Source organism: Klebsiella sp. 2-CIP_Kleb. (genome assembly GCF_050378715.1).
GTDB classification, from domain to species: Bacteria; Pseudomonadota; Gammaproteobacteria; order Enterobacterales; family Enterobacteriaceae; genus Klebsiella; species Klebsiella quasipneumoniae.
The window spans coordinates 516,227-538,485 of record NZ_JBNRLG010000002.1 but is presented as its reverse complement, the minus strand read 5'-3'; the positions used below and the strand labels follow the sequence as shown (position 1 = coordinate 538,485).

The following is a 22,259-nucleotide window of genomic DNA, read 5'->3' as shown; positions in this document are numbered from 1 at the left end:
TTGAAACGCGAAACGGACCCTCCGGGGTCCGTTTTCTTTTTGCGGGAATTATGCCGCTGAAAAACGATAAATAACCAATAATTGCCGATTATTGCAGCGAGCTGTTCGCAACCTAACCAAACAGTCACATTACAACGATTTTCCTTGAAAAAGAGGTTGACGCTCGCAGGCCCAATACGCATAATGCGCCCCGCAACGCCGATAAGGTTACGCGAAAAAAAGATGGCTACGTAGCTCAGCTGGTTAGAGCACATCACTCATAATGATGGGGTCACAGGTTCGAATCCCGTCGTAGCCACCATCTTTTTTTGCGGGAGTGGCGAAATTGGTAGACGCACCAGATTTAGGTTCTGGCGCCGCAAGGTGTGCGAGTTCAAGTCTCGCCTCCCGCACCATTCACCAGTCAGCGTTGTACGGATGGGGTATCGCCAAGCGGTAAGGCACCGGTTTTTGATACCGGCATTCCCTGGTTCGAATCCAGGTACCCCAGCCATATTTCTTCGATATTTGCGGGTCACCGCGACGGTATTGGGGTATCGCCAAGCGGTAAGGCACCGGTTTTTGATACCGGCATTCCCTGGTTCGAATCCAGGTACCCCAGCCATCGAAGAAACAGTAAGACAATTTGGCTACGTAGCTCAGCTGGTTAGAGCACATCACTCATAATGATGGGGTCACAGGTTCGAATCCCGTCGTAGCCACCATATTCGGGACGTATCGATACACATCGATAAATCCGCAAACAATTTGTTGGGGTATCGCCAAGCGGTAAGGCACCGGATTCTGATTCCGGCATTCCGAGGTTCGAATCCTCGTACCCCAGCCAAATTAAAAAGTCGTTCAGCAATGAACGCACTGTTGCTCTTAAACCGGGATAGTGTCGGTCAGGCGCAACAGACAATTGGGGTATCGCCAAGCGGTAAGGCACCGGATTCTGATTCCGGCATTCCGAGGTTCGAATCCTCGTACCCCAGCCACTTAAATGCAAAAAAGCCCACCTCGGTGGGCTTTTTTGCTATTGGCGTATAGCCATCCTGGCGCGTCACTGACTGCCGGGCAGGCGCTTTCCACTACGCCCCCGCCCGGGAAGCCGGAGTTACAAGCCTAACGCATACTTCAGCGCCTGACGCTTCAGCACCCCGGCGCGTTCGGCCGCCATCAGGCCAATATTACGCAGCATCCGCACCGGCGCCAGGTCATTGCTGAATCCGGCGTAAAACAGATCCATCCCCGACTGCATAATAAAATTATCCGCCCGCCGCCGCGCCTGGTAGCGCTTGAGCACCGGCAGGCTGGCCCACTCTTCGCCTCGGCCGCGCGCTTGCGCCAGGATCTCCAGCAGGGCGTCGACATCGCGATAGCCAAGGTTAACCCCCTGCCCCGCCAGTGGATGAATGGTGTGCGCCGCATCGCCCACCAGCGCCAGACCGGGCTGAACATACTGCAGCGCATGACGCCGGGTGAGCGGGAAGGCGCCGGCCGCCTGCGGCGTCACCCGTCCGAGACGCGCCGGGAAATGGCGGGCGATCTCCTGCTGAAGCTGGGGCATGGACATGCCCTGTAGCTGACGGATCCGCGCCGGGGCGTCATACCACACCAGCGAGGCCCAGTTGTCGAACAGCGGCAGGAAGGCGCGCGGTCCGCTGGGGGTAAACTGCTGCCAGGTGCTGTCGCCGGGATCGTCGGCGCATTGGACGCTGATGAGCATACAGGACTGCTGATATTGCCAGGCATGCACGCCGATGCCGGCCATCTCCCGCACCTGAGAGCTGGCGCCGTCGGCGCCGATAACCAGCCGGGCGTGGATCGTCTCCCCCTCGCGTAAACGCAGCGCCGTCTGCGCCTCGCCGCGCTGCATCGCCTCCAGTTCGCCGCCAACGCGGAGGGTAACCCCTTCGTGCGCCGCCAGCGCTTGCCACAGGCCCCACTGCAGGACCTTGTTCTCAACCATATAGCCCAGCTCTGGGAGCTTGAGCTCTGCGGCGTCAAAGGCGACGTGCGCGCTCTCCCACTCCCAGGTCTCCAGACGACGGTAAGCGTGGACGCGCATCGCCCGCACGGCATCCCAGACGTCAAGGCTTTTCAGCAGGCCGACCGAGGCCGCGCTGATCGCCGAGATCCGCACATCCGGGGCGGATGCCGGATCGAAAGCCGGGGGCGCCGTTTTCTCAAGCACCGTCACGGTAAATCCCTGTTGCGCCAGCCCTAACGCCAGGGCGCCGCCGACCATGCCGCCGCCCACGATGGCGACATCTGTTGCGTGAATTGTCATGGCTATTATCCTTAAAGCAGAATCCGTTAAGTTTACCGGATTTTTCGCCCTCTTGCGGTGATAACGCTCGCACTGGTCAGGGGGCGACCAAAGCATTACAATACGCGCCCTGGAATGCGAAATTCACCCTGTATATATCCCCGCGTTTTGGATATCTATTACTGAGCATGAGCAAGTCAATGACAAAAAAACTCCATATTAAAACCTGGGGCTGTCAGATGAACGAGTATGATTCATCAAAGATGGCCGATCTGCTGGATGCGACACATGGGTATCAACTGACCGAAGTGGCGGAAGAAGCAGATGTGCTGTTGCTCAATACCTGCTCAATTCGTGAGAAGGCCCAGGAAAAAGTTTTCCATCAGCTTGGACGCTGGAAGCTGCTGAAAGAGAAGAACCCGGACCTGATTATTGGCGTTGGCGGCTGCGTGGCCTCCCAGGAAGGCGACCATATTCGTCAGCGCGCGCACTATGTCGATATTATTTTCGGGCCGCAAACCCTGCACCGCCTGCCGGAGATGATTAACTCTGTGCGCGGCAACCGCAGCCCGGTGGTTGATATCAGCTTCCCGGAAATTGAAAAATTCGATCGCCTGCCAGAACCGCGCGCCGAAGGCCCGACCGCCTTTGTCTCGATTATGGAAGGCTGCAACAAATACTGCACCTACTGCGTGGTGCCCTACACCCGCGGTGAAGAAGTCAGCCGCCCGTGCGACGATATCCTGTTTGAAATCGCCCAACTGGCGGCGCAGGGCGTGCGTGAAGTCAACCTGCTGGGCCAGAACGTGAACGCCTGGCGCGGTGAGAACTACGACGGCACCACCGGCAGCTTTGCCGATCTGCTGCGCCTGGTGGCCGCTATCGACGGCATCGACCGCATTCGCTTCACCACCAGCCATCCGATCGAATTTACCGACGACATCATCGACGTCTATCGCGATACGCCGGAGCTGGTGAGCTTCCTGCACTTGCCGGTGCAGAGCGGTTCCGACCGCGTGCTGAACCTGATGGGACGGACCCATACCGCGCTGGAGTATAAAGCGATTATTCGTAAGCTGCGTGAAGCGCGTCCGGATATTCAGATTAGCTCCGACTTTATCGTCGGCTTCCCCGGCGAAACCACGGAAGATTTCGAAAAGACGATGAAGCTTATCGCCGACGTCAATTTCGATATGAGCTACAGCTTTATCTTCTCCGCCCGTCCGGGCACCCCGGCGGCCGATATGGTCGACGACGTGCCGGATGCCGACAAGAAACAGCGTCTGTATATTCTGCAGGAGCGCATCAACCAGCAGGCGATGGCCTGGAGCCGTCGCATGCTCGGCACGGTACAGCGCATCCTGGTGGAAGGCACGTCGCGCAAGAACATCATGGAGCTCTCCGGGCGTACGGAGAACAACCGGGTGGTCAATTTCGAAGGCACCCCGGACCTCGTCGGCAAGTTTGTCGATGTCGAAATTGTCGATGTTTACACCAACTCGCTGCGCGGCAAAATCGTGCGCACCGAAGCGGAGATGGGTCTGCGTATCGCTGAATCACCCGAATCAGTGATTGCCCGCACCCGTAAAGAGAACGATCTTGGCGTGGGTATCTATCAGCCGTGATCCCTTCAGGCCTGTCGGTTCCGGCAGGCCTTGTAATTCCTCTCTCCGTCCCTATATCTACAGCAATGCTTGCGCCATTTTCCTGTGACGTAAATAATTTCCTGATTAGCCGGCCACGCGCCGCGTCCGGCCACCTGCGTAAAGAGGAACAGTTTGAACATAGACACTCGTGAAATTACCCTGGAGCCAGCGGATAACGCACGCCTGTTAGCCCTGTGCGGCCCGTTTGACGACAACATCAAACAGCTGGAGCGTCGGTTAGGCATTGAGATCAACCGCCGTGACAATCACTTTAAGCTGACCGGACGCGCCCTGTGCGTACACGCCGCCGCCGATATTCTGCGCAGCCTGTATGTCGACACGGCGCCGATGCGCGGTCAGATTCAGGATATTGAACCAGAGCAGATCCATCTGGCGATCAAAGAGGCGCGCGTGCTTGAGCAAAGCGCCGAGAGCGTGCCGGAGTACGGAAAAGCCGTCAATATCAAGACCAAGCGCGGGGTGATCAAACCGCGTACGCCGAACCAGGCGCAGTACATCGCCAATATCCTCGATCACGACATCACCTTCGGCGTGGGTCCGGCGGGTACCGGGAAAACCTATCTGGCGGTGGCGGCGGCGGTTGATGCGCTGGAGCGTCAGGAGATCCGCCGCATTCTGCTGACCCGTCCGGCCGTCGAAGCGGGTGAAAAGCTCGGCTTCCTGCCCGGCGATCTGAGCCAGAAGGTCGACCCGTATCTGCGCCCGCTGTACGACGCGCTGTTCGAGATGCTCGGCTTTGAGAAGGTGGAAAAGCTGATTGAGCGTAACGTCATCGAAGTGGCCCCGCTGGCCTATATGCGCGGACGGACGCTGAATGACGCCTTTATCATTCTTGATGAAAGCCAGAACACCACCATCGAGCAGATGAAAATGTTCCTGACCCGCATCGGCTTTAACTCCAAGGCGGTGATCACCGGCGATATCACGCAGATTGACTTGCCGCGCAGCACCAAATCCGGTCTGCGCCACGCCATCGAAGTGCTGGCGGAAGTCGATGAGATCAGCTTTAACTTCTTCCATAGCGAAGACGTGGTCCGCCATCCGGTGGTCGCCCGCATCGTGAACGCCTATGAGGCATGGGAAGCCGCAGACCAAAAACGTAAAGCAGAACTGGCCGCCGAGCGCAAACGCGAAGCCCAGGAACAGGAGCAAAAATGAGTCAGGTGATCCTCGATTTACAGCTGGCCTGCGAAGAGACCAGCGGCCTGCCGGACGAAGCCCTTTTTCAACGCTGGGTCGACGCCGTCATTCCGCCGTTTCAGGAGGAGTCAGAGTTAACGATTCGTCTGGTCGACGTTGCAGAAAGCCATGAGCTGAACCTGACCTATCGCGGCAAGGATAAGCCGACCAACGTCCTCTCTTTCCCGTTTGAAGCGCCGCCGGGAATTGAAATGCCGCTGCTCGGCGATCTGATCATTTGCCGTCAGGTGGTGGAGCAGGAAGCCAGCGAGCAAGGGAAGCCGCTGGAGGCGCACTGGGCGCATATGGTGGTGCACGGCAGCCTGCATCTGCTGGGCTACGATCACATCGAAGATGACGAAGCGGAAGAGATGGAAGGCCTCGAAACAGAGATAATGCTTGCTCTGGGCTATGAGGACCCGTACATTTCCGAGAAGATTGCTGAATAGCCCCCTGCCGGATCGTGGCGCTTGCGCCTCATCCGGCTGCTGTTCATGCATTTTACCCGCCTGAACGTCAGGCAACCCATGCCGTCCGGCGCTGAGTTTACGCGCGACGAGCGACATTAAATCAACATGAGAACCCAAACGACGCCATGAGCGACGACAATTCACACAGTAGTGACACAGTAAACAGCAAAAAGGGATTTTTCTCCCTGTTACTCAGCCAGCTCTTTCACGGGGAACCGAAAAACCGCGATGAACTGCTGGCGCTGATCCGTGATTCCGGGCAGAACGACCTTATCGATGAAGATACTCGTGACATGCTCGAAGGGGTAATGGATATCGCCGACCAGCGGGTCCGCGACATTATGATCCCCCGTTCACAAATGATTACCCTGAAACGCAATCAGACGCTGGACGAGTGCCTCGATGTCATCATCGAATCCGCTCACTCGCGCTTCCCGGTCATCAGTGAAGATAAAGATCACATCGAAGGGATTCTGATGGCCAAGGATCTGCTGCCGTTTATGCGCAGCGACGCCGAAGCCTTCAGCATGGAAAAAGTGTTACGGCCGGCGGTTGTCGTTCCGGAAAGCAAGCGGGTCGACCGCATGCTGAAAGAGTTTCGCTCACAGCGCTACCATATGGCGATCGTTATTGACGAATTCGGCGGCGTCTCCGGTCTGGTGACCATCGAGGATATCCTTGAGCTCATCGTCGGGGAAATTGAAGACGAGTACGACGAAGAAGAAGATATCGATTTCCGCCAGCTGAGCCGCCATACCTGGACGGTACGCGCCCTGGCCTCCATTGAAGACTTCAACGACGCCTTCGATACGCACTTCAGCGATGAAGAAGTGGATACCATTGGCGGGCTGGTAATGCAGGCCTTTGGCCACCTGCCGGCTCGCGGCGAATCTATCGACATTGATGGTTACCAATTCAAGGTAGCAATGGCAGATAGTCGTCGTATCATTCAGGTGCATGTTAAGCTGCCGGATGATGCTCCCCAGCCGAAGCTGGAAGAGTAAGCGGCGGCGCTGAAGGTCACGGCCAGCCGGGAGACAGACCGTGGCGATACTCGGTTGTCCCCTCCCCGGCTGGCAAACAGCATAGCCTGTGGCAACAGGCGTTAATTTACGGGACGATTAGCCTAAATGGTATTTGCCTCTCTTCTTGAACGCCAGCGCGTACGTCTGCTGCTGGCGCTGCTATTCGGAGCCAGCGGAACGCTGGCTTTTTCACCTTACGACTTCTGGCCCGCAGCGATTATTTCACTGGTCGGTCTGCAGGCGTTAACCCTCAACCGCCGCCCGCTGCAAAGCGCCGGCATCGGCTATTTCTGGGGACTCGGCCTGTTCGGCACGGGAATCAACTGGGTTTATGTCAGTATCGCGCAGTTTGGCGGTATGCCGGGTCCGGTTAACGTCTTCCTCGTCGTTTTGCTTGCGGCCTATCTGTCGCTCTACACCGGCCTGTTTGCCGGCCTGCTCGCCCGGCTGTGGCCCAAAACCAGCTGGCTACGGGTGGCGATCGCCGCCCCCGTCGTCTGGCAGATCACCGAGTTCCTGCGCGGTTGGGTGCTGACCGGCTTTCCGTGGCTGCAGTTCGGCTATAGCCAGATCGACGGCCCGCTGAAAGGCCTGGCGCCGGTGATGGGGGTTGAGGCGATCAACTTCCTGCTGATGATGGTTAGCGGCCTGCTGGCTCTGGCCCTCGTGCAGCGCAACGGGAAGCCGCTGGTGATCGCCGCGGTGCTGTTCGCCCTGCCGTTCCCGCTGCGCTATATCCAGTGGTATCAGCTGCTGCCGGAGCGCGCGACGCAGGTCTCGCTGGTGCAAGGCGATATCCCGCAGGCCATGAAGTGGGACGAGAAACAGCTGGTTAATACCCTGAAAACCTACCTGGCGCTGACCCAGCCGCATATCGGCCACTCGCAGCTGATTATCTGGCCTGAATCGGCGATCCCGGATCTGGAGATCAACCAGCAGCAGTTCCTCAGCATGATGGACGATCTGCTGCGCGCAAAAGACAGCTCGCTGATCACCGGCATCGTCGACGCGCGTCTTAATAAGCAGAATCGCTACGACACCTACAACACCATCATTACCCTCGGCAAAGATAACCCGTACCGCTACGACTCGACCAACCGCTACAACAAGAACCATCTGGTGCCGTTCGGCGAGTTTGTACCGCTGGAGTCGATTCTGCGTCCGCTGGCGCCATTCTTCGACCTGCCGATGTCCTCCTTCAGCCGCGGTCCCTACGTGCAGCCGCAGCTGATGGCGCATAACCTGAAGCTGACCGCGGCCATCTGCTACGAGATCATCCTCGGGGAACAGGTGCGGGATAACTTCCGTCCGGATACCGACTTCCTGCTGACCATCTCTAACGACGCCTGGTTCGGCAAGTCCATCGGCCCGTGGCAACACTTCCAGATGACGCGGATGCGCGCCCTGGAGCTGGCCCGCCCCCTGCTGCGCAGTACCAACAACGGCATTACCGCCGTGATCGGCCCGCGCGGCGAGATCCAGAAGATGATCCCGCAGTTTACCCGTGAGGTGTTGACCACCACCGTGACGCCCACCAGCGGCATGACCCCTTACGCTCGCACTGGCAACTGGCCGCTGTGGGCGCTGACGGCGCTGCTCGGCTTCGGTGCGCTGCTGATGAGCCTGCGTCAGCGTCGCCGATAAGTTTTCTACCGGCGACGCCCGTCGCCGGCTTTTTTCTTCCCGTCATTTGCCACCCTGGCACAGTCATTGCTTTATTTAATCGGGTAGCGCCGTCCTCCGGCCCAGTGCAACCGGGTTGCACCATAAACGATCGGTGGTCGCGCTATTTTGGTGCAATGGAAGATATTTGCCTCCCATTGGTGCGGAGCGCTTCGCAAAAATAAACAATAAAGCAGCAAAATATTTACATTAAGCCAAACTAAATGCTAACAAACACATACAAATGCGGCACGTGGATGCGTGCCCCTAATAACAACACACACAATCACAATGGGTATCAATAGCGTCGGTGACGCTGCGGATAAGGAGTTGGATATGCAATTACGTAAACTGGCCACGGCAATGCTGGTAATGGGAATGACCGCTGGTCTGGCGCAGGCGGAAGATGCTGCCCCGGCGGCTGGCCAGAGCACTCTGGATAAGATCGCGAAAAATGGCGTTATCGTTGTCGGCCATCGCGAATCTTCCGTCCCTTTCTCTTACTACGATAACCAACAGAAGGTTGTGGGTTACTCTCAGGACTACTCCAACGCCATCGTCGATGCCATCAAGAAAAAACTGAACAAACCCGATCTGCAGGTCAAACTGATCCCGGTCACCTCGCAGAATCGTATTCCGCTGCTGCAGAATGGCACCTTTGATTTCGAGTGCGGCTCTACCACCAACAACCTCGAGCGCCAGAAACAGGCGGCCTTCTCCGATACTATCTTCGTCGTCGGCACCCGTCTGCTGGTGAAGAAGGGCGGCCCGATCAAAGATTTCCCGGACCTGAAGGATAAAGCGGTCGTCGTCACCTCCGGGACCACCTCTGAGATCCTGCTGCATAAGCTGAACGATGAGAAAAAAATGAATATGCGCATCATCAGCGCCAAAGATCATGGCGACTCTTTCCGTACTCTGGAAAGCGGACGCGCGGTGGCCTTTATGATGGATGACGCTTTGCTGGCCGGCGAACGCGCCAAGGCGAAGAAACCGGATAACTGGGAAATCGTCGGCACCGCGCAGTCGAAAGAAGCCTATGGCTGCATGCTGCGTAAGGACGATCCGACCTTCAAGGCATTGGTCGATGAAACCGTTGCCCAGGCCCAGACCTCTGGCGAAGCGGCGAAGTGGTTCGACAAATGGTTCAAAAACCCGATTCCGCCAAAAAATCTTAACCTGAACTTCGAGCTGTCGGACGACATGAAAGCGCTGTTCAAATCACCTAATGACAAAGCACTGAACTAATTATAACAACCAGGGGCGGGATATCCTGCCCTCCCGATGATTGTCACAGCACGGACAGACTATACGGCGGCTGGTCGTTCCCCAGCCGCCGCGAATACCGAAACAAGCTGGACAACCGTCTTCGAGGGTAGCAATGGCTACCCTTTTTTTTCCAGGAGTCATGTATGTCAATAGACTGGAACTGGGGGATATTCCTGCAACAGGCCCCCTTCGGCAACACTACCTACCTGGGCTGGCTGTGGAGCGGTTTTCAGATCACCGTCGCCCTCTCCATCTCGGCCTGGATCATCGCTTTTCTCGTCGGCTCGCTGTTCGGCATTTTACGCACGGTCCCCAATCGCTTCCTCTCGGGCATTGGCACCTGCTATGTCGAACTGTTTCGCAACGTGCCGCTGATCGTGCAGTTCTTTACCTGGTACCTGGTGGTGCCGGAATTCCTGCCGGAAAATATCGGCATGTGGTTTAAATCGGAGCTGGACCCAAACATTCAGTTCTTTGTCTCCTCCATGCTGTGCCTGGGGCTGTTTACCGCCGCTCGCGTCTGCGAGCAGGTACGCGCCGCTATCCAGTCGCTGCCGCGCGGGCAAAAGAACGCCGGTCTGGCGATGGGGTTGACCCTGCCGCAAACCTACCGCTACGTGCTGCTGCCGAACGCCTATCGCGTTATCGTGCCGCCGATGACCTCGGAGATGATGAACCTGGTGAAAAACTCGGCCATCGCCTCCACCATCGGTCTGGCCGATATGGCCGCGCAGGCGGGCAAACTGCTGGACTACTCAGCTCATGCCTGGGAGTCTTTTACCGCCATCACCCTGGCCTATGTTTTCATCAACGCGGTGATTATGCTGATTATGTATGTGGTCGAGCGTAAGGTTCGCCTGCCTGGCAATATGGGAGGCAAATAATGTACGATTTTGACTGGAGTTCGATCGTTCCCTCCATGCCCTACCTGCTGGCAGGGCTGGTGATCACCCTGAAGATTACGGTGATCGCCATCGTGGTCGGCATCGTCTGGGGCACCCTGCTGGCGGTCATGCGCCTGTCCAGCTTTCTGCCGCTGGCCTGGTTTGCTAAATCCTACGTTAACGTGTTCCGTTCTATCCCGCTGGTGATGGTTCTGCTGTGGTTCTACCTGATTGTCCCGGGCTTCCTGCAGAACGTGCTGGGACTGTCGCCGAAAACGGATATTCGCCTGATCTCGGCGATGGTGGCCTTTTCGATGTTCGAGGCCGCCTACTATTCAGAGATTATCCGCGCCGGTATCCAGAGCATCTCCCGCGGCCAGTCAAGCGCCGCGCTGGCGCTGGGAATGACCCACTGGCAGTCGATGCGGCTGGTGATCCTGCCGCAGGCCTTCCGCGCCATGGTGCCGCTGCTGTTAACCCAGGGGATCGTCCTGTTCCAGGATACCTCGCTGGTGTATGTATTGAGCCTCGCCGACTTCTTCCGTACCGCCTCCACGATTGGCGAGCGTGACGGGACCCAGGTCGAAATGATCCTGTTCGCGGGCGGCGTCTATTTTGTGATTAGCCTCAGCGCCTCGCTGTTGGTCAGCTGGTTGAAGAAAAGGACTGTGTAATGATTACCCTGAAAAACGTTTCAAAATGGTATGGTCACTTTCAGGTGCTGACCGATTGCTCCACGGAAGTGAAAAAAGGCGAAGTCGTGGTGGTCTGCGGGCCGTCAGGCTCCGGTAAATCCACGCTGATTAAAACCGTAAACGGCCTTGAGCCGGTGCAGCAGGGGCAGATTATCGTCGATGGCACCGTGGTTAACGATAAAAAGACCAATCTTGCCAAACTGCGCTCGCACGTCGGAATGGTGTTTCAGCATTTTGAACTGTTCCCGCACCTGTCGATTATCGACAACCTGACGCTGGCGCAGGTTAAGGTTCTCAATCGTGACAAAGCGTCGTCGCGCAAGAAGGGTCTCAAGCTGCTGGAGCGCGTTGGCCTGGCGGCGCACGCGGAAAAATATCCGGCGCAGCTCTCCGGTGGCCAGCAGCAGCGCGTGGCCATTGCCCGAGCCCTGTGTATGGACCCGATCGCTATGCTGTTTGATGAGCCCACCTCAGCGCTCGACCCGGAGATGATCAACGAGGTACTGGACGTCATGGTGGAACTGGCCAACGAAGGGATGACCATGATGGTAGTGACCCATGAAATGGGCTTCGCCCGTAAGGTGGCCAACCGGGTGATCTTTATGGATGAAGGAAAGATAGTCGAAGATGCCGATAAAGAGGCCTTCTTCGCCAATCCACAATCCGATCGCGCTAAAGATTTCCTCGCCAAAATTCTGCATTAATCGTTATTCGCTGCGCATACCACCCGGTATGCGCAGTTTATCTTTCCCGCCATATTATTCGCCAATATTATTTGTGCGCGCCATTACCGCCAATATCATTTACATAATAAATAAACTTCAGCGAGACAAGCTGAACTTATTTATTAAATCGATCAATTCATAAAAAAATCACTAATGAATTCGTGGACCGGTATTTCCACCACCGCTAGCATATAACACCTCGTAACAGGTTCGTCGCATGATTATGGAATTAATTAAATATAATATCCTTGCCTGACCTTGCCTGCGCCGAAATAAAGGCCATCAATCATTTTGCCAGAGGTAATGGTATTGATGCGTCGCCGAACCAATGAAACAAATGGATATTGCTTCATGTTAATTCGATCTCGCTCGCTCACCGGGCTGCTGTTTATAACGCTGGCTGGCGCCTCTGCCGTCAGTGCTGCGCAATTGACCACCTCAGCTCATCAGACCGAGCAGGATAAAGCTCGCCAGGAGGCGCTGACCCCGCAGCAACAGGAGTTTCAGTCCTCACAACAGCGCGGGGCGCCGCAGGGTATCCACTTTCCTGAGGAAGCACATTGCAGATTAATCAATAAAGTCGACATCGATTCCGATAACCAGGCGCTCACCCGGAAATTACTGGCGAAAACCGCGCAGCAGGCACAGGGCCGCTGTCTGGGTAGCGAGGGTATACGCCTGCTGGCGTATAGGCTTCAAAACGAACTGATCGTGCAAGGCTATATCACCTCTCTGATTGATGTTCCCTCCCAGTCGCTGGAGCAAGGCATCCTCCGGCTGACACTGAAGTATGGCAAAGTGGGCGCTATCGACTATGCCGGCGGATCAGACATCACCCGTCTGTGGAATTCACTGCCCCTGTCTCCCGGCGCTATCCTGCGTTTAAGCGACCTTGAGCAGGGTATGGCCAATCTGCAGCGCCTGCCGGGTTCTACGGCGCACATGAAACTGCTGCCTGGCCAGCGCGAGGGGGAAAGCGATCTTCAGATCGCCCGCAGCCTGGAGAAAAAATGGCAGCTTGGCGCCTGGCTTGACGACGCCGGCAGCAAAGCCAGCGGCCGCTATCAGGCCGGTGGCGCCCTCTATCTCTATGATCTGACCACTCTTAACGACATTCTGTATATTTCCGGCGGGGGCGATATTGAATTCAACCAACACAATGACGGCAACCATAACGGTAGCCTGTACTACTCCATCCCCTTTGGCTACTGGTCACTAAGCGCCTACGGGGCATATAGCCAGTATCGCCAGCAGTTCAACGGCAACTGGTCAACGATGGATTATAAGAGCAAGAATCGTTACTACAGCGCCACGCTGAGCCGACTGCTCTCCCATACCCGCCAGCAAAAAACCACCGCCGACCTGCGAATTGCCAAGAGCACCTCGCACTATTACTTCGGCGGCAGCGAACTGCAGGTCATGCGCAAGCAAACGCCATCATGGGAGCTTACCCTCAACCATCAGCACTATTTTAATAAAAAAATCGTCGACGCCAGCATTGGCATCCAGCGCAGCCTGCCGTGGCTCAGCTCAACGGCAACGCCGGAGGAGAAAGCCGGGATGTACAGCCCGCTGTCGCGGATCGTCCATGCGAACCTGCAGGCGATGATGAAATTTGACGCGGCTGGCGACGCATTTACCTGGGCGCCCCGATTGAGCGCGCAGTTCAGCCCGGACCCACTCTCCTCGGATAATAAATTCAATATTGGCAGTCGCTGGACCGTGCGTGGGTTCGACGGGGAAAACAGCCTGTCCGGCAATCAGGGATGGTACTGGCGCAATGATTTTATCTGGGATATCCCGACGCCTGACCGCCAATTTTATTTTGGTGTAGATATTGGGCGTATAACAGGAAACGAGCAATACCAGAGGGGAAAAACGCTTTCTGGCGCAGTAAGCGGTATTCGTGGCTCGCTGCTCGCCACGCAGTATGACTTTTTCATGAGTACCCCTTTAATCAAACCCGTTCGTTTCCATAGCGATGCTCTTAACCTGGGCTTCTCATTACAATGGAGGTATTAATTTCAACAAGCAAAATTTAAAACTAACATTTCTCAACCACTCTTCATTAAAGGAATAATAGAATGTTTAAATTTAATTTAACTTATGTCGCACTCGCGGCAGCCCTTAGCTCATCGTTTGTCTATGCCGACCCAAACACATGGACGCACTCATCAGGCACAACCGTTGTTGATATTGAAAAACCTAACGCGGCTGGCGTATCTCACAATATGTACCGTGATTTTAACGTCGGCAGCAACGGGATGATTTTGAACAACAGCGGCGACGATCTTACCCATGACAAATTTGGCAATATTGCCAGGAATAATAATTTAACCAACGGCAGCGCATCCGTTATTCTCAATGAAGTGACCTCAAATAAGTCCAGTTCCCTCAACGGATTTATAGAAGTCGCGGGTCAAAAAGCCGATGTTATTATCGCTAACCCGAACGGTATCTCCTGCTCAGGCTGCAGCTTCATTAATACCAATTCAGCAGTATTAACGACCGGGCAGGTGAAACTTAACGATAACGGAGGGATCGGGTCCTATACCGTCAGTAAAGGCAAGATTACTATCGGCAAGAACGGTATGGATGCCACGAACAACTATGCCCTGCTGCTGGCGGAAACTATTGCTATCAATGGTACGCTCAGCGCTGCCAACGCTACATTAGGCGCAGGAAGTTTTACCTTTGATAACACAACACAAAAGATGACTTCCGCAGGTAAAACCCCAAGCATTATGCAGATGCTATTTCCTGAATACAGTATCGACATTAGTAATCTTGGCGGAATTAAAGCTAATAGCATCAGTATGATGGGTAACGATTATGGTTTGGGCGTGCGTAATAAAGGAAGCATTGTTTCTAACAGCATGCTGTCGATGACCAGCAGCGGAGCATTGGTCAACGAAGGCTCAATCACCAGCAATGGTCTGCTCACGCAGATGACTTCGGCCGGCAGCTTTAAAAATACAGGGAGTATAGCAACAACCAATACGACTATAATTAACAGCTTACAGTCCCTGACTAACAATGGGGCTATTACGGGCACCAGGCAGCTGATGGTTAACTCCGCGGGGAATCTGGAGAATAACGGTACTATAAGAAGCAACACGGTGTTAAGCGTAACCACTAACGGGAATTTGAAGACATCATACGGCTCCTATCTGCTTTCCGACGACCAATTATTGTTAGGGGCTCTCGGAAATATCGAAAACGGCGGTTCTGCTCGCGCAAAAAATACCACTGTCTCTTTTAGCGGTGACTCGTTCAATGTGACAGGCAACATCTACGGAACAGAAACTCTCGCCATTCAGTCTATCAAAGACAGAGAGATTTCGTCTGGTGCGATAAGCAACTCAGGGACCATCAAAGGTGGTAATATTGCGATCCAAACAAAAGGGAGCATGGTATTTAATAGAGATAGCCAACTCCTTGTCACAGATAAACTGACAGCAGAGAGTAATAGTTTTAATAATAAAGGCGGTACGATTCGTGGCGATAAGGCAGTCATGAACTTTACTCATAGTGGAATGCAAAACAGCGGAGAAATCATTGGCGGAACTGTCAGTATCAATACTAAATCTGATTTCCTTAATGAATGGCTGATTCAATCTTTTGGTGACATGACCATTGATACCAACAAAAAAGGCAATATTATCAATCGCGAACTCATCCACGCTGACGGAACCATGACGTTAAATGCCAAACAGATTGTTAATGGCGGATATAAGTGCGGATTCCTGGGTATGATGACCTGTGAAAAAGGAACGCTCAGCGGCAATAAATTGATCGTCAACGCTTCGCATAACTACGCGAGTGAAATAGGTGGAAATCAGTACTTCAAGTCAACTGAAATTAACACGCTCAAATAATTGATAAAACACTAAAATTACAGCTACTGCTGGTGTCAACAGCGCCAGCAGTAGATCCCGAGTTTAGCGTTTACTCTTTATGGCTCAAAGGGCCGCCTTTGGAACTGGTCGTGACCACATTTTGGGCAACGCGGCAGTACGTCAGGCGTATACACCGGAAGGTGATAATGACATTTTTCACACACCAGGTTACCCAACCCCACCACTTCGCCGCTGTGATAGACTCCGTGATGGTTGAGATCCTGAAACACCTCGCGCCACTCAAGCTGGGTTTTATCGGTAATATCCGCCAGTTCCTGCCAGAGACTCTCTTTGATCACCCGCATAAAGACGCTATCAGTCAGCTCATCCTGACTCTCTTCATAACTGAGGGCGAACTCTTCCAGATCGCGTCGAACAGCGCGGATCACATTGTTGATTTCGCTCTGCGTTAACTCGCCGGACTGGCTAATCTTGACCCTGGCCTGCTCCACCAGCGCATCAATATCACGTTCTCCATTGCGTAACCGCTCGCTGAGCGTCGACACCAGCTCTCGGTAGAACTGAGCAACCTTGTTCATCTTTTCGCCTCCGGTGTGGTTAACTTCTTCTTATGATAGCCGTTATCTGCGGATAGCTCTGCCAGCCAAGCCACAGAGTCGCGAAATATTCTCCACCGCTTTCCTCTCTGTAAATGTGTGAAAGGCTGTTTTGACGTTGGCGTTTGGGCTATGCTATGCCGATCTGAAATAACACATCCATTGGCTACATTTTGTAGCTGTATTGAAAACAGGACCACTGGCTGCCATGCAAGAGCAATACCGCCCGGAAGAGATAGAATCGAAAGTCCAGCTTCACTGGGACGAAAATCGTACATTTGAAGTAACTGAAGACGAGAGCAAAGAGAAGTATTACTGCCTGTCGATGCTTCCTTATCCTTCTGGTCGACTACACATGGGTCACGTGCGTAACTACACCATCGGCGACGTGATTGCCCGCTATCAGCGCATGCTGGGTAAAAACGTCCTGCAGCCAATTGGCTGGGATGCGTTCGGTCTGCCGGCGGAAGGGGCGGCGGTAAAAAACAACACCGCGCCAGCGCCGTGGACCTACGACAACATCGCCTACATGAAAAACCAGCTCAAAATGCTGGGCTTCGGCTATGACTGGAGCCGCGAGCTGGCAACCTGCACCCCGGAATACTACCGCTGGGAGCAGAAGTTCTTCACTGAGCTGTATAAAAAAGGCCTGGTGTACAAAAAAACCTCCGCAGTGAACTGGTGCCCGAACGACCAGACCGTGCTGGCCAACGAGCAGGTTATCGACGGCTGCTGCTGGCGCTGCGACACCAAAGTCGAGCGTAAAGAGATCCCGCAGTGGTTTATTAAAATCACCGCCTACGCCGATGAGCTGCTGAACGATCTGGATAAGCTGGACCACTGGCCGGACACCGTGAAGACCATGCAGCGCAACTGGATCGGCCGTTCTGAAGGGGTGGAAATCTCCTTTGACGTCAATAACTACGCCGACAAGCTGACCGTCTATACCACCCGCCCGGACACCTTTATGGGCTGTACCTACCTGGCGGTCGCTGCGGGTCACCCGCTGGCGCAGCAGGCTGCGGCGAACAATCCGGCGCTGGCCACCTTCATCGACGAATGCCGCAACACCAAAGTGGCGGAAGCCGACATGGCGACGATGGAGAAAAAAGGCGTCGATACCGGCTTTAAAGCTATCCACCCGCTGACCGGTGAAGAAATTCCGGTATGGGCGGCTAACTTTGTGCTGATGGAGTACGGCACCGGCGCGGTGATGGCCGTTCCGGGCCACGACCAGCGCGACTACGAGTTCGCCAGCAAATACGGGCTGAACATCAAGCCGGTGATCCTCGCCACCGACGGCTCCGAGCCGGATCTTTCCCAGCAGGCGCTGACCGAGAAAGGCGTCCTGTTTAACTCCGGCGAATTCAGCGGCCTCGATTATGAAGCGGGCTTCAACGCTATTGCTGACAAACTGGCTGCCATGGGCGTAGGTGAGCGTAAAATTAACTACCGCCTGCGTGACTGGGGCGTATCCCGTCAGCGCTACTGGGGCGCGCCGATCCCGATGGTTACCCTGGAAGACGGCACCGTGCTGCCGACCCCGGAAGATCAGCTGCCGGTGATCCTGCCGGAAGACGTAGTCATGGACGGTATCACCAGCCCGATCAAAGCCGATCCTGAATGGGCCAAAACCACGGTTAACGGCCAGCCGGCGCTGCGCGAAACCGACACCTTTGACACCTTTATGGAATCCTCCTGGTACTATGCGCGCTACACCTGCCCGCAGTATCAGGAAGGGATGCTGGATTCGCAAGCGGCCAACTACTGGCTGCCGGTCGATATCTACATCGGCGGCATCGAACACGCGATCATGCACCTGCTCTACTTCCGCTTCTTCCACAAGCTGATGCGCGACGCGGGGATGGTCAACTCCGATGAGCCGGCGAAACAGCTGCTGTGCCAGGGCATGGTGCTGGCTGACGCCTTCTACTACGTAGGCGAAAACGGCGAACGTAACTGGGTCTCCCCGGTTGACGCCATCGTCGAACGTGACGAAAAAGGCCGCATCGTGAAAGCGAAAGACGCGGCGGGTCACGAGCTGGTGTACACCGGCATGAGCAAGATGTCCAAGTCGAAAAACAACGGCATCGATCCGCAGGTCATGGTTGAGCGCTACGGCGCGGATACTGTCCGTCTGTTCATGATGTTCGCATCCCCGGCGGATATGACCCTCGAGTGGCAGGAATCTGGCGTCGAAGGGGCGAACCGTTTCCTGAAACGCGTCTGGAAGCTGGTCTACGAACACACCACCAAAGGGGACGTTGCGGCCCTGAACGTGGCGGCGCTGAGTGAAGATCAGAAAGCGCTGCGTCGCGATATCCACAAAACTATCGCCAAAGTGACCGATGACATCGGCCGTCGTCAGACCTTCAACACCGCCATCGCGGCGATCATGGAGCTGATGAACAAGCTGGCGAAAGCGCCGCAAGAAGATGAGCAGGATCGCGCCCTGATGCAGGAAGCCCTGCTGGCGGTAGTGCGTATGCTCAACCCGTTCACCCCGCACGTCAGCTTCACCCTGTGGCGTGAGCTGAACGGCGAAGGTGATATCGACAACGCGCCGTGGCCGGTGGCGGATGAAAGCGCGATGGTGGAAGACAGCACCCTCGTCGTCGTCCAGGTCAACGGCAAAGTTCGTGGTAAAATTACCGTTGCGGTAGACGCAACTGAAGAGCAGGTCCGCGAGCGCGCCGGCCAGGAGCATCTGGTGGCGAAGTATCTCGACGGCAAAACCGTGCGTAAAGTGATTTACGTCCCGGGTAAACTGCTCAATCTGGTCGTTGGCTAAGCGCGGGAGGAAGCGTGCGATATCTGGTAACAATGTTGTTATCTCTGGCGGTGCTTGCCACCGCCGGCTGTGGCTGGCATCTGCGTAGCACTACCAAGGTGCCCACCACCATGAAAACCATGATTTTCCAGTCGAGCGATCCGAATGGCCCATTAAGCCGCGCGGTGCGCAATCAGCTGCGTCTTAACGGCGTGGAACTGATCGACGCCAGCACGCTGCGTAAAGATGTCCCTTCTCTGCGCCTCGATGGTTCGTCGATTCAGAAAGATACGGCCTCGGTGTTCCAGGACGGTCGTACGGCGGAATATCAGATGGTCATGACCGTCCATGCCAGCGTTCTGATCCCGGGTCACGATATCTATCCGATAACCACTAAGGTCTATCGTTCGTTCTTTGATAACCCGCAGGCGGCGTTAGCCAAAGACGCCGAGCAGGATATGATTATCCAGGAAATGTACGATAAAGCGGCGGAACAGCTGATTCGTAAACTACCAAGCGTTCAGGTAGCGGATGTTGAAGCCACCCAGCAGGAAGAAAAACCGGTCGCGGGCAGCACCGCGCCGGCGTCCTCGGGTAACCGCGTCTCCACCACGCTGGGTCAATGATGATTCGGTTGTACCCGGAACAGCTCCGCGCGCAGCTCACTGAAGGGCTGCGCGCGGCCTATCTGCTGCTTGGCAACGATCCTTTGCTATTGCAGGAAAGCCAGGACGCTATTCGCGAAGCCGCTGCCGCACAAGGCTTTACCGAACACCATACCTTTTCTATCGACAACAGCACCGACTGGCAGGCGCTTTTCGCCTTAAGCCAGGCGATGAGCCTGTTTGCCAGCCGGCAAACCCTGTTGCTAATCCTGCCAGAGAATGGCCCCAACGCGGCGATCAACGAACAGCTGGCGACGCTGGTCGGTCTGCTGCACGACGACCTGCTGCTGATAGTTCGCGGTAGTAAGTTGACCAAAGCCCAGGAGAATGCCGCGTGGCTCACCGCGCTGGCGCAGCGCGCCGTCCAGGTCAGCTGCCAGACGCCGGAATACGCGCAGCTGCCGCGCTGGCTTGCCGCCCGGGCCAAACAGCATCAGCTGCAGCTCGACGACGCGGCCAGCCAGCTGCTGTGCTACTGTTACGAAGGCAATCTGCTGGCGCTGGCGCAGGCGCTGGAGCGTCTGGCGCTACTCTGGCCGGACGGTAAGCTGACGCTGCCCCGCGTTGAGCAGGCGGTGAACGATGCCGCACACTTTACCCCTTACCATTGGGTCGATGCCCTACTGGCAGGCAAAAGTAAGCGCGTGCTGCACGTCCTGCAGCAGCTCCGTCTTGAAGGCTGCGAGCCGGCGATCCTGCTGCGTACGCTACAGCGGGAGCTGCTGCTGCTGGTGACCCTCAAGCGCCAGTCGGCACAGACGCCGCTGCGTTCGCTGTTTGATAAACATCGGGTCTGGCAAAACCGCCGTCAGCTGCTCAGCGACGCCCTCGCCAGACTGAGCGGCGAACAGCTTCGCCAGGCGGTGACTCTTCTGACCCGCGCGGAACTGACCTTTAAACAGGATTACGGGTACGACGTCTGGCCCGAACTGGAAAGTCTTTCGTTGTTGCTCTGCCACAAAGCCCTGGCGGACGTTTTTATTGATGGTTGATATGACTCACTTACAGGCAATCTATGGCGGCACCTTCGATCCGGTGCATTATGGTCACCTCAAGCCGGTCGAGATCCTGGCGAATCAGATTGGCCTGAGCAAGGTCATCATCATGCCTAATAACGTCCCGCCGCACCGTCCACAACCGGAAGCCACCAGCGCCCAGCGCGTGCACATGCTGAAGCTGGCGATTGCCGATAAGCCGCTGTTCACGCTCGATGAACGCGAACTGCAGCGCGATACCCCCTCCTGGACGGCGCAAACGCTGCAGGAGTGGCGCCAGGAGCAGGGGCCGCACAAGCCGCTGGCGTTTATCATTGGCCAGGATTCGCTGCTCACCTTTCCCACCTGGCACCGCTATGAAACCATCCTCGACAATGTCCACCTGATTGTCTGCCGCCGGCCGGGTTACCCACTGACCATGGCCCATGAGGCCGATCAGCGCTGGCTGGATCGCCATTTAACCCACGATGTGGAATCTCTGCATCGCCGCCCTTCCGGCGTGATCTACCTGGCTGAGACACCGTGGTTCGATATTTCGGCGACGATCATTCGCCAGCGCCTCGAGCGCGGCGAGTCCTGCGCCGAGATGCTGCCGGCCGCGGTGCTGGACTACATCCGCGAGCAGGGTCTCTATTGCTGACCCCGCGCTGGGCCTGGCGCGAAAAAAGCGCTATCGTAACGCCACCTCTCCATCGCCCGTCAGAGCCTGTTCATGAAATTATGGTTAGTTCGCCATGGCGAAACCGAAGCCAACGTTGCCGGGTTATACAGCGGCCATGCCCCAACGCCCCTGACGCCGCGAGGCGTCGCTCAGGCACGAGCGCTCGGCGAACGGCTGCGCGCGGTGCCTTTCGATAAAGTCTTCTGTAGCGAGCTGGCGCGGACCGGGACAACGGCCGATCTGCTGCTTGGCGATCGCGCTATCCCGCGCGAATGCCATGCCGCGCTCAATGAGATGTTTTTCGGCGACTGGGAGATGCGTCATCATCGCGACCTTCAACGAGAAGATGCGCAAAACTATGCCGCGTGGTGTGCTGACTGGCAGCACGCGGCCCCCACTAACGGCGAAAGCTTTCAGCGTTTTGCCCGCCGCGTCAGCGAGTTTATCCCCACGCTGACCGACTGCCGCCATCTTGACCATCTGCTGATCGTCGGCCATCAGGGCGTTCTGAGCCTGCTGACCGCCCTGCTGTTGCAGATGCCCGCCGCGGCGATGTGGCACTTTCCGATAGCCCATGGCGCCTGGAGCCTGCTCGAAATCCGCCACGATTTCACCACCCTGCGGGTATTAAATAGCCAGGCCGTCTGGCAGTCGGAAGAAGAATTCCCGCCGAACCATTGACAGGCCAGAGCAGGCTGCTATTCTCCGCTGCCAGGCAGCATCCGCCAAAGCCGCTTTGCAGAAAATTGTTTTACAAAAATGGCGATGCAATCCTCGGCGAGGGATGGGATGATACCCCGCCGCGAACGCCTGCCGACAGACATTTCACCCGACTTTTTCATCAGTTCAGGTATACTGTCAGGCTCTTTATGATTATCAATCTTC

The 22,259-nt window shown here is 55.9% G+C and carries 18 protein-coding genes and 7 tRNA genes; 23 read left to right on the top strand and 2 right to left on the bottom strand.

Annotated elements, in window-relative coordinates; translation table 11 throughout:
- The first annotated feature begins 224 nt into the window (after positions 1-224).
- From ACQUTP_RS10500 to ACQUTP_RS10470, 7 genes are all read left to right on the top strand, one after another.
- Positions 225-301 (top strand) — tRNA-Met (locus tag ACQUTP_RS10500).
- Positions 302-310: 9 nt separating this feature from the next.
- Positions 311-395 (top strand) — tRNA-Leu (locus ACQUTP_RS10495).
- Between the two features lie 23 nt (positions 396-418).
- Positions 419-493 (top strand) — tRNA-Gln (locus tag ACQUTP_RS10490).
- A gap of 36 nt (positions 494-529) precedes the next feature.
- Positions 530-604, top strand: a tRNA-Gln gene (locus ACQUTP_RS10485).
- Between the two features lie 23 nt (positions 605-627).
- A tRNA-Met gene (locus ACQUTP_RS10480) sits at positions 628-704 on the top strand.
- Between the two features lie 47 nt (positions 705-751).
- Positions 752-826: transfer RNA gene (locus ACQUTP_RS10475), tRNA-Gln, on the top strand.
- 76 nt (positions 827-902) lie between these two features.
- Positions 903-977: transfer RNA gene (locus ACQUTP_RS10470), tRNA-Gln, on the top strand.
- A 119-nt stretch (positions 978-1,096) separates the two neighbouring features.
- Here the strand turns inward: ACQUTP_RS10470 and ubiF are convergent.
- Positions 1,097-2,272, bottom strand: coding sequence for a 3-demethoxyubiquinol 3-hydroxylase (gene ubiF / locus ACQUTP_RS10465; protein ID WP_023319974.1), 1,176 nt, complete (start codon positions 2,270-2,272; stop codon positions 1,097-1,099).
- A 179-nt stretch (positions 2,273-2,451) separates the two neighbouring features.
- Between ubiF and miaB the strand changes: the two genes are divergently transcribed.
- The 11 genes from miaB (at position 2,452) to ACQUTP_RS10410 (ending at position 15,705) form a co-directional block, all read left to right on the top strand.
- Entirely contained in the window at positions 2,452-3,876 is a 1,425-nt protein-coding gene (gene miaB / locus ACQUTP_RS10460; RefSeq protein WP_004885906.1) for a tRNA (N6-isopentenyl adenosine(37)-C2)-methylthiotransferase MiaB, read from the top strand.
- A 153-nt stretch (positions 3,877-4,029) separates the two neighbouring features.
- Complete coding sequence (locus tag ACQUTP_RS10455; protein ID WP_004176871.1) at positions 4,030-5,076, top strand: PhoH family protein; 1,047 nt, start codon at positions 4,030-4,032, stop codon at positions 5,074-5,076.
- The gene (ybeY, locus tag ACQUTP_RS10450) at positions 5,073-5,546 is read left to right on the top strand and encodes an rRNA maturation RNase YbeY (RefSeq protein ID WP_002894722.1); all 474 of its coding nucleotides are present in this window, start codon (positions 5,073-5,075) and stop codon (positions 5,544-5,546) included. Before ACQUTP_RS10455 ends, ybeY begins: the two co-directional genes overlap by 4 nt.
- A gap of 146 nt (positions 5,547-5,692) precedes the next feature.
- Positions 5,693-6,571 carry a CNNM family magnesium/cobalt transport protein CorC gene (gene corC / locus ACQUTP_RS10445; RefSeq protein WP_004197606.1) on the top strand — a complete coding sequence of 293 codons (879 nt, stop codon included), beginning with the start codon at positions 5,693-5,695 and terminating at the stop codon, positions 6,569-6,571.
- 126 nt (positions 6,572-6,697) lie between these two features.
- Positions 6,698-8,236 carry an apolipoprotein N-acyltransferase gene (gene lnt, locus ACQUTP_RS10440; protein ID WP_428902391.1) on the top strand — a complete coding sequence of 513 codons (1,539 nt, stop codon included), beginning with the start codon at positions 6,698-6,700 and terminating at the stop codon, positions 8,234-8,236.
- Between the two features lie 354 nt (positions 8,237-8,590).
- Complete coding sequence (locus tag ACQUTP_RS10435) at positions 8,591-9,502, top strand: amino acid ABC transporter substrate-binding protein (protein ID WP_004885900.1); 912 nt, start codon at positions 8,591-8,593, stop codon at positions 9,500-9,502.
- 164 nt (positions 9,503-9,666) lie between these two features.
- Positions 9,667-10,407: an amino acid ABC transporter permease gene (locus tag ACQUTP_RS10430; protein WP_002894709.1), complete on the top strand. Its 741-nt coding sequence runs from the start codon at positions 9,667-9,669 to the stop codon at positions 10,405-10,407.
- Complete coding sequence (gltK, locus tag ACQUTP_RS10425; RefSeq protein ID WP_002894707.1) at positions 10,407-11,081, top strand: glutamate/aspartate ABC transporter permease GltK; 675 nt, start codon at positions 10,407-10,409, stop codon at positions 11,079-11,081. The genes ACQUTP_RS10430 and gltK overlap by 1 nt, the downstream gene beginning before the upstream one ends.
- Complete coding sequence (locus ACQUTP_RS10420) at positions 11,081-11,806, top strand: amino acid ABC transporter ATP-binding protein (RefSeq protein WP_004885898.1); 726 nt, start codon at positions 11,081-11,083, stop codon at positions 11,804-11,806. Before gltK ends, ACQUTP_RS10420 begins: the two co-directional genes overlap by 1 nt.
- Before the next feature lie 372 nt (positions 11,807-12,178).
- Positions 12,179-13,849, top strand: a complete 1,671-nt coding sequence (locus ACQUTP_RS10415; protein WP_004885896.1) for a ShlB/FhaC/HecB family hemolysin secretion/activation protein — start codon at positions 12,179-12,181, stop codon at positions 13,847-13,849.
- A 62-nt stretch (positions 13,850-13,911) separates the two neighbouring features.
- A complete protein-coding gene (locus ACQUTP_RS10410; RefSeq protein ID WP_285755669.1) occupies positions 13,912-15,705 on the top strand; it encodes a filamentous hemagglutinin N-terminal domain-containing protein in 1,794 nt (597 codons plus the stop codon).
- A gap of 77 nt (positions 15,706-15,782) precedes the next feature.
- Here the strand turns inward: ACQUTP_RS10410 and ACQUTP_RS10405 are convergent, their stop codons facing one another.
- Positions 15,783-16,265, bottom strand: a complete 483-nt coding sequence (locus ACQUTP_RS10405) for a zinc ribbon-containing protein (protein ID WP_004885892.1) — start codon at positions 16,263-16,265, stop codon at positions 15,783-15,785.
- 226 nt (positions 16,266-16,491) lie between these two features.
- On the opposite strand from ACQUTP_RS10405, the gene leuS reads away from it, so the two are divergent.
- From leuS to ACQUTP_RS10380, 5 genes are all read left to right on the top strand, one after another.
- Complete coding sequence (leuS, locus tag ACQUTP_RS10400) at positions 16,492-19,074, top strand: leucine--tRNA ligase (RefSeq protein ID WP_004885891.1); 2,583 nt, start codon at positions 16,492-16,494, stop codon at positions 19,072-19,074.
- A gap of 14 nt (positions 19,075-19,088) precedes the next feature.
- A complete protein-coding gene (gene lptE / locus ACQUTP_RS10395) occupies positions 19,089-19,679 on the top strand; it encodes an LPS assembly lipoprotein LptE (protein WP_004885890.1) in 591 nt (196 codons plus the stop codon).
- The gene (holA, locus tag ACQUTP_RS10390; RefSeq protein ID WP_004885888.1) at positions 19,679-20,710 is read left to right on the top strand and encodes a DNA polymerase III subunit delta; all 1,032 of its coding nucleotides are present in this window, start codon (positions 19,679-19,681) and stop codon (positions 20,708-20,710) included. Before lptE ends, holA begins: the two co-directional genes overlap by 1 nt.
- Complete coding sequence (gene nadD, locus ACQUTP_RS10385) at positions 20,703-21,353, top strand: nicotinate-nucleotide adenylyltransferase (RefSeq protein WP_023319968.1); 651 nt, start codon at positions 20,703-20,705, stop codon at positions 21,351-21,353. The genes holA and nadD overlap by 8 nt, the downstream gene beginning before the upstream one ends.
- Before the next feature lie 72 nt (positions 21,354-21,425).
- A complete protein-coding gene (locus ACQUTP_RS10380) occupies positions 21,426-22,055 on the top strand; it encodes an adenosylcobalamin/alpha-ribazole phosphatase (protein ID WP_004885883.1) in 630 nt (209 codons plus the stop codon).
- Positions 22,056-22,259: the final 204 nt, after the last annotated feature.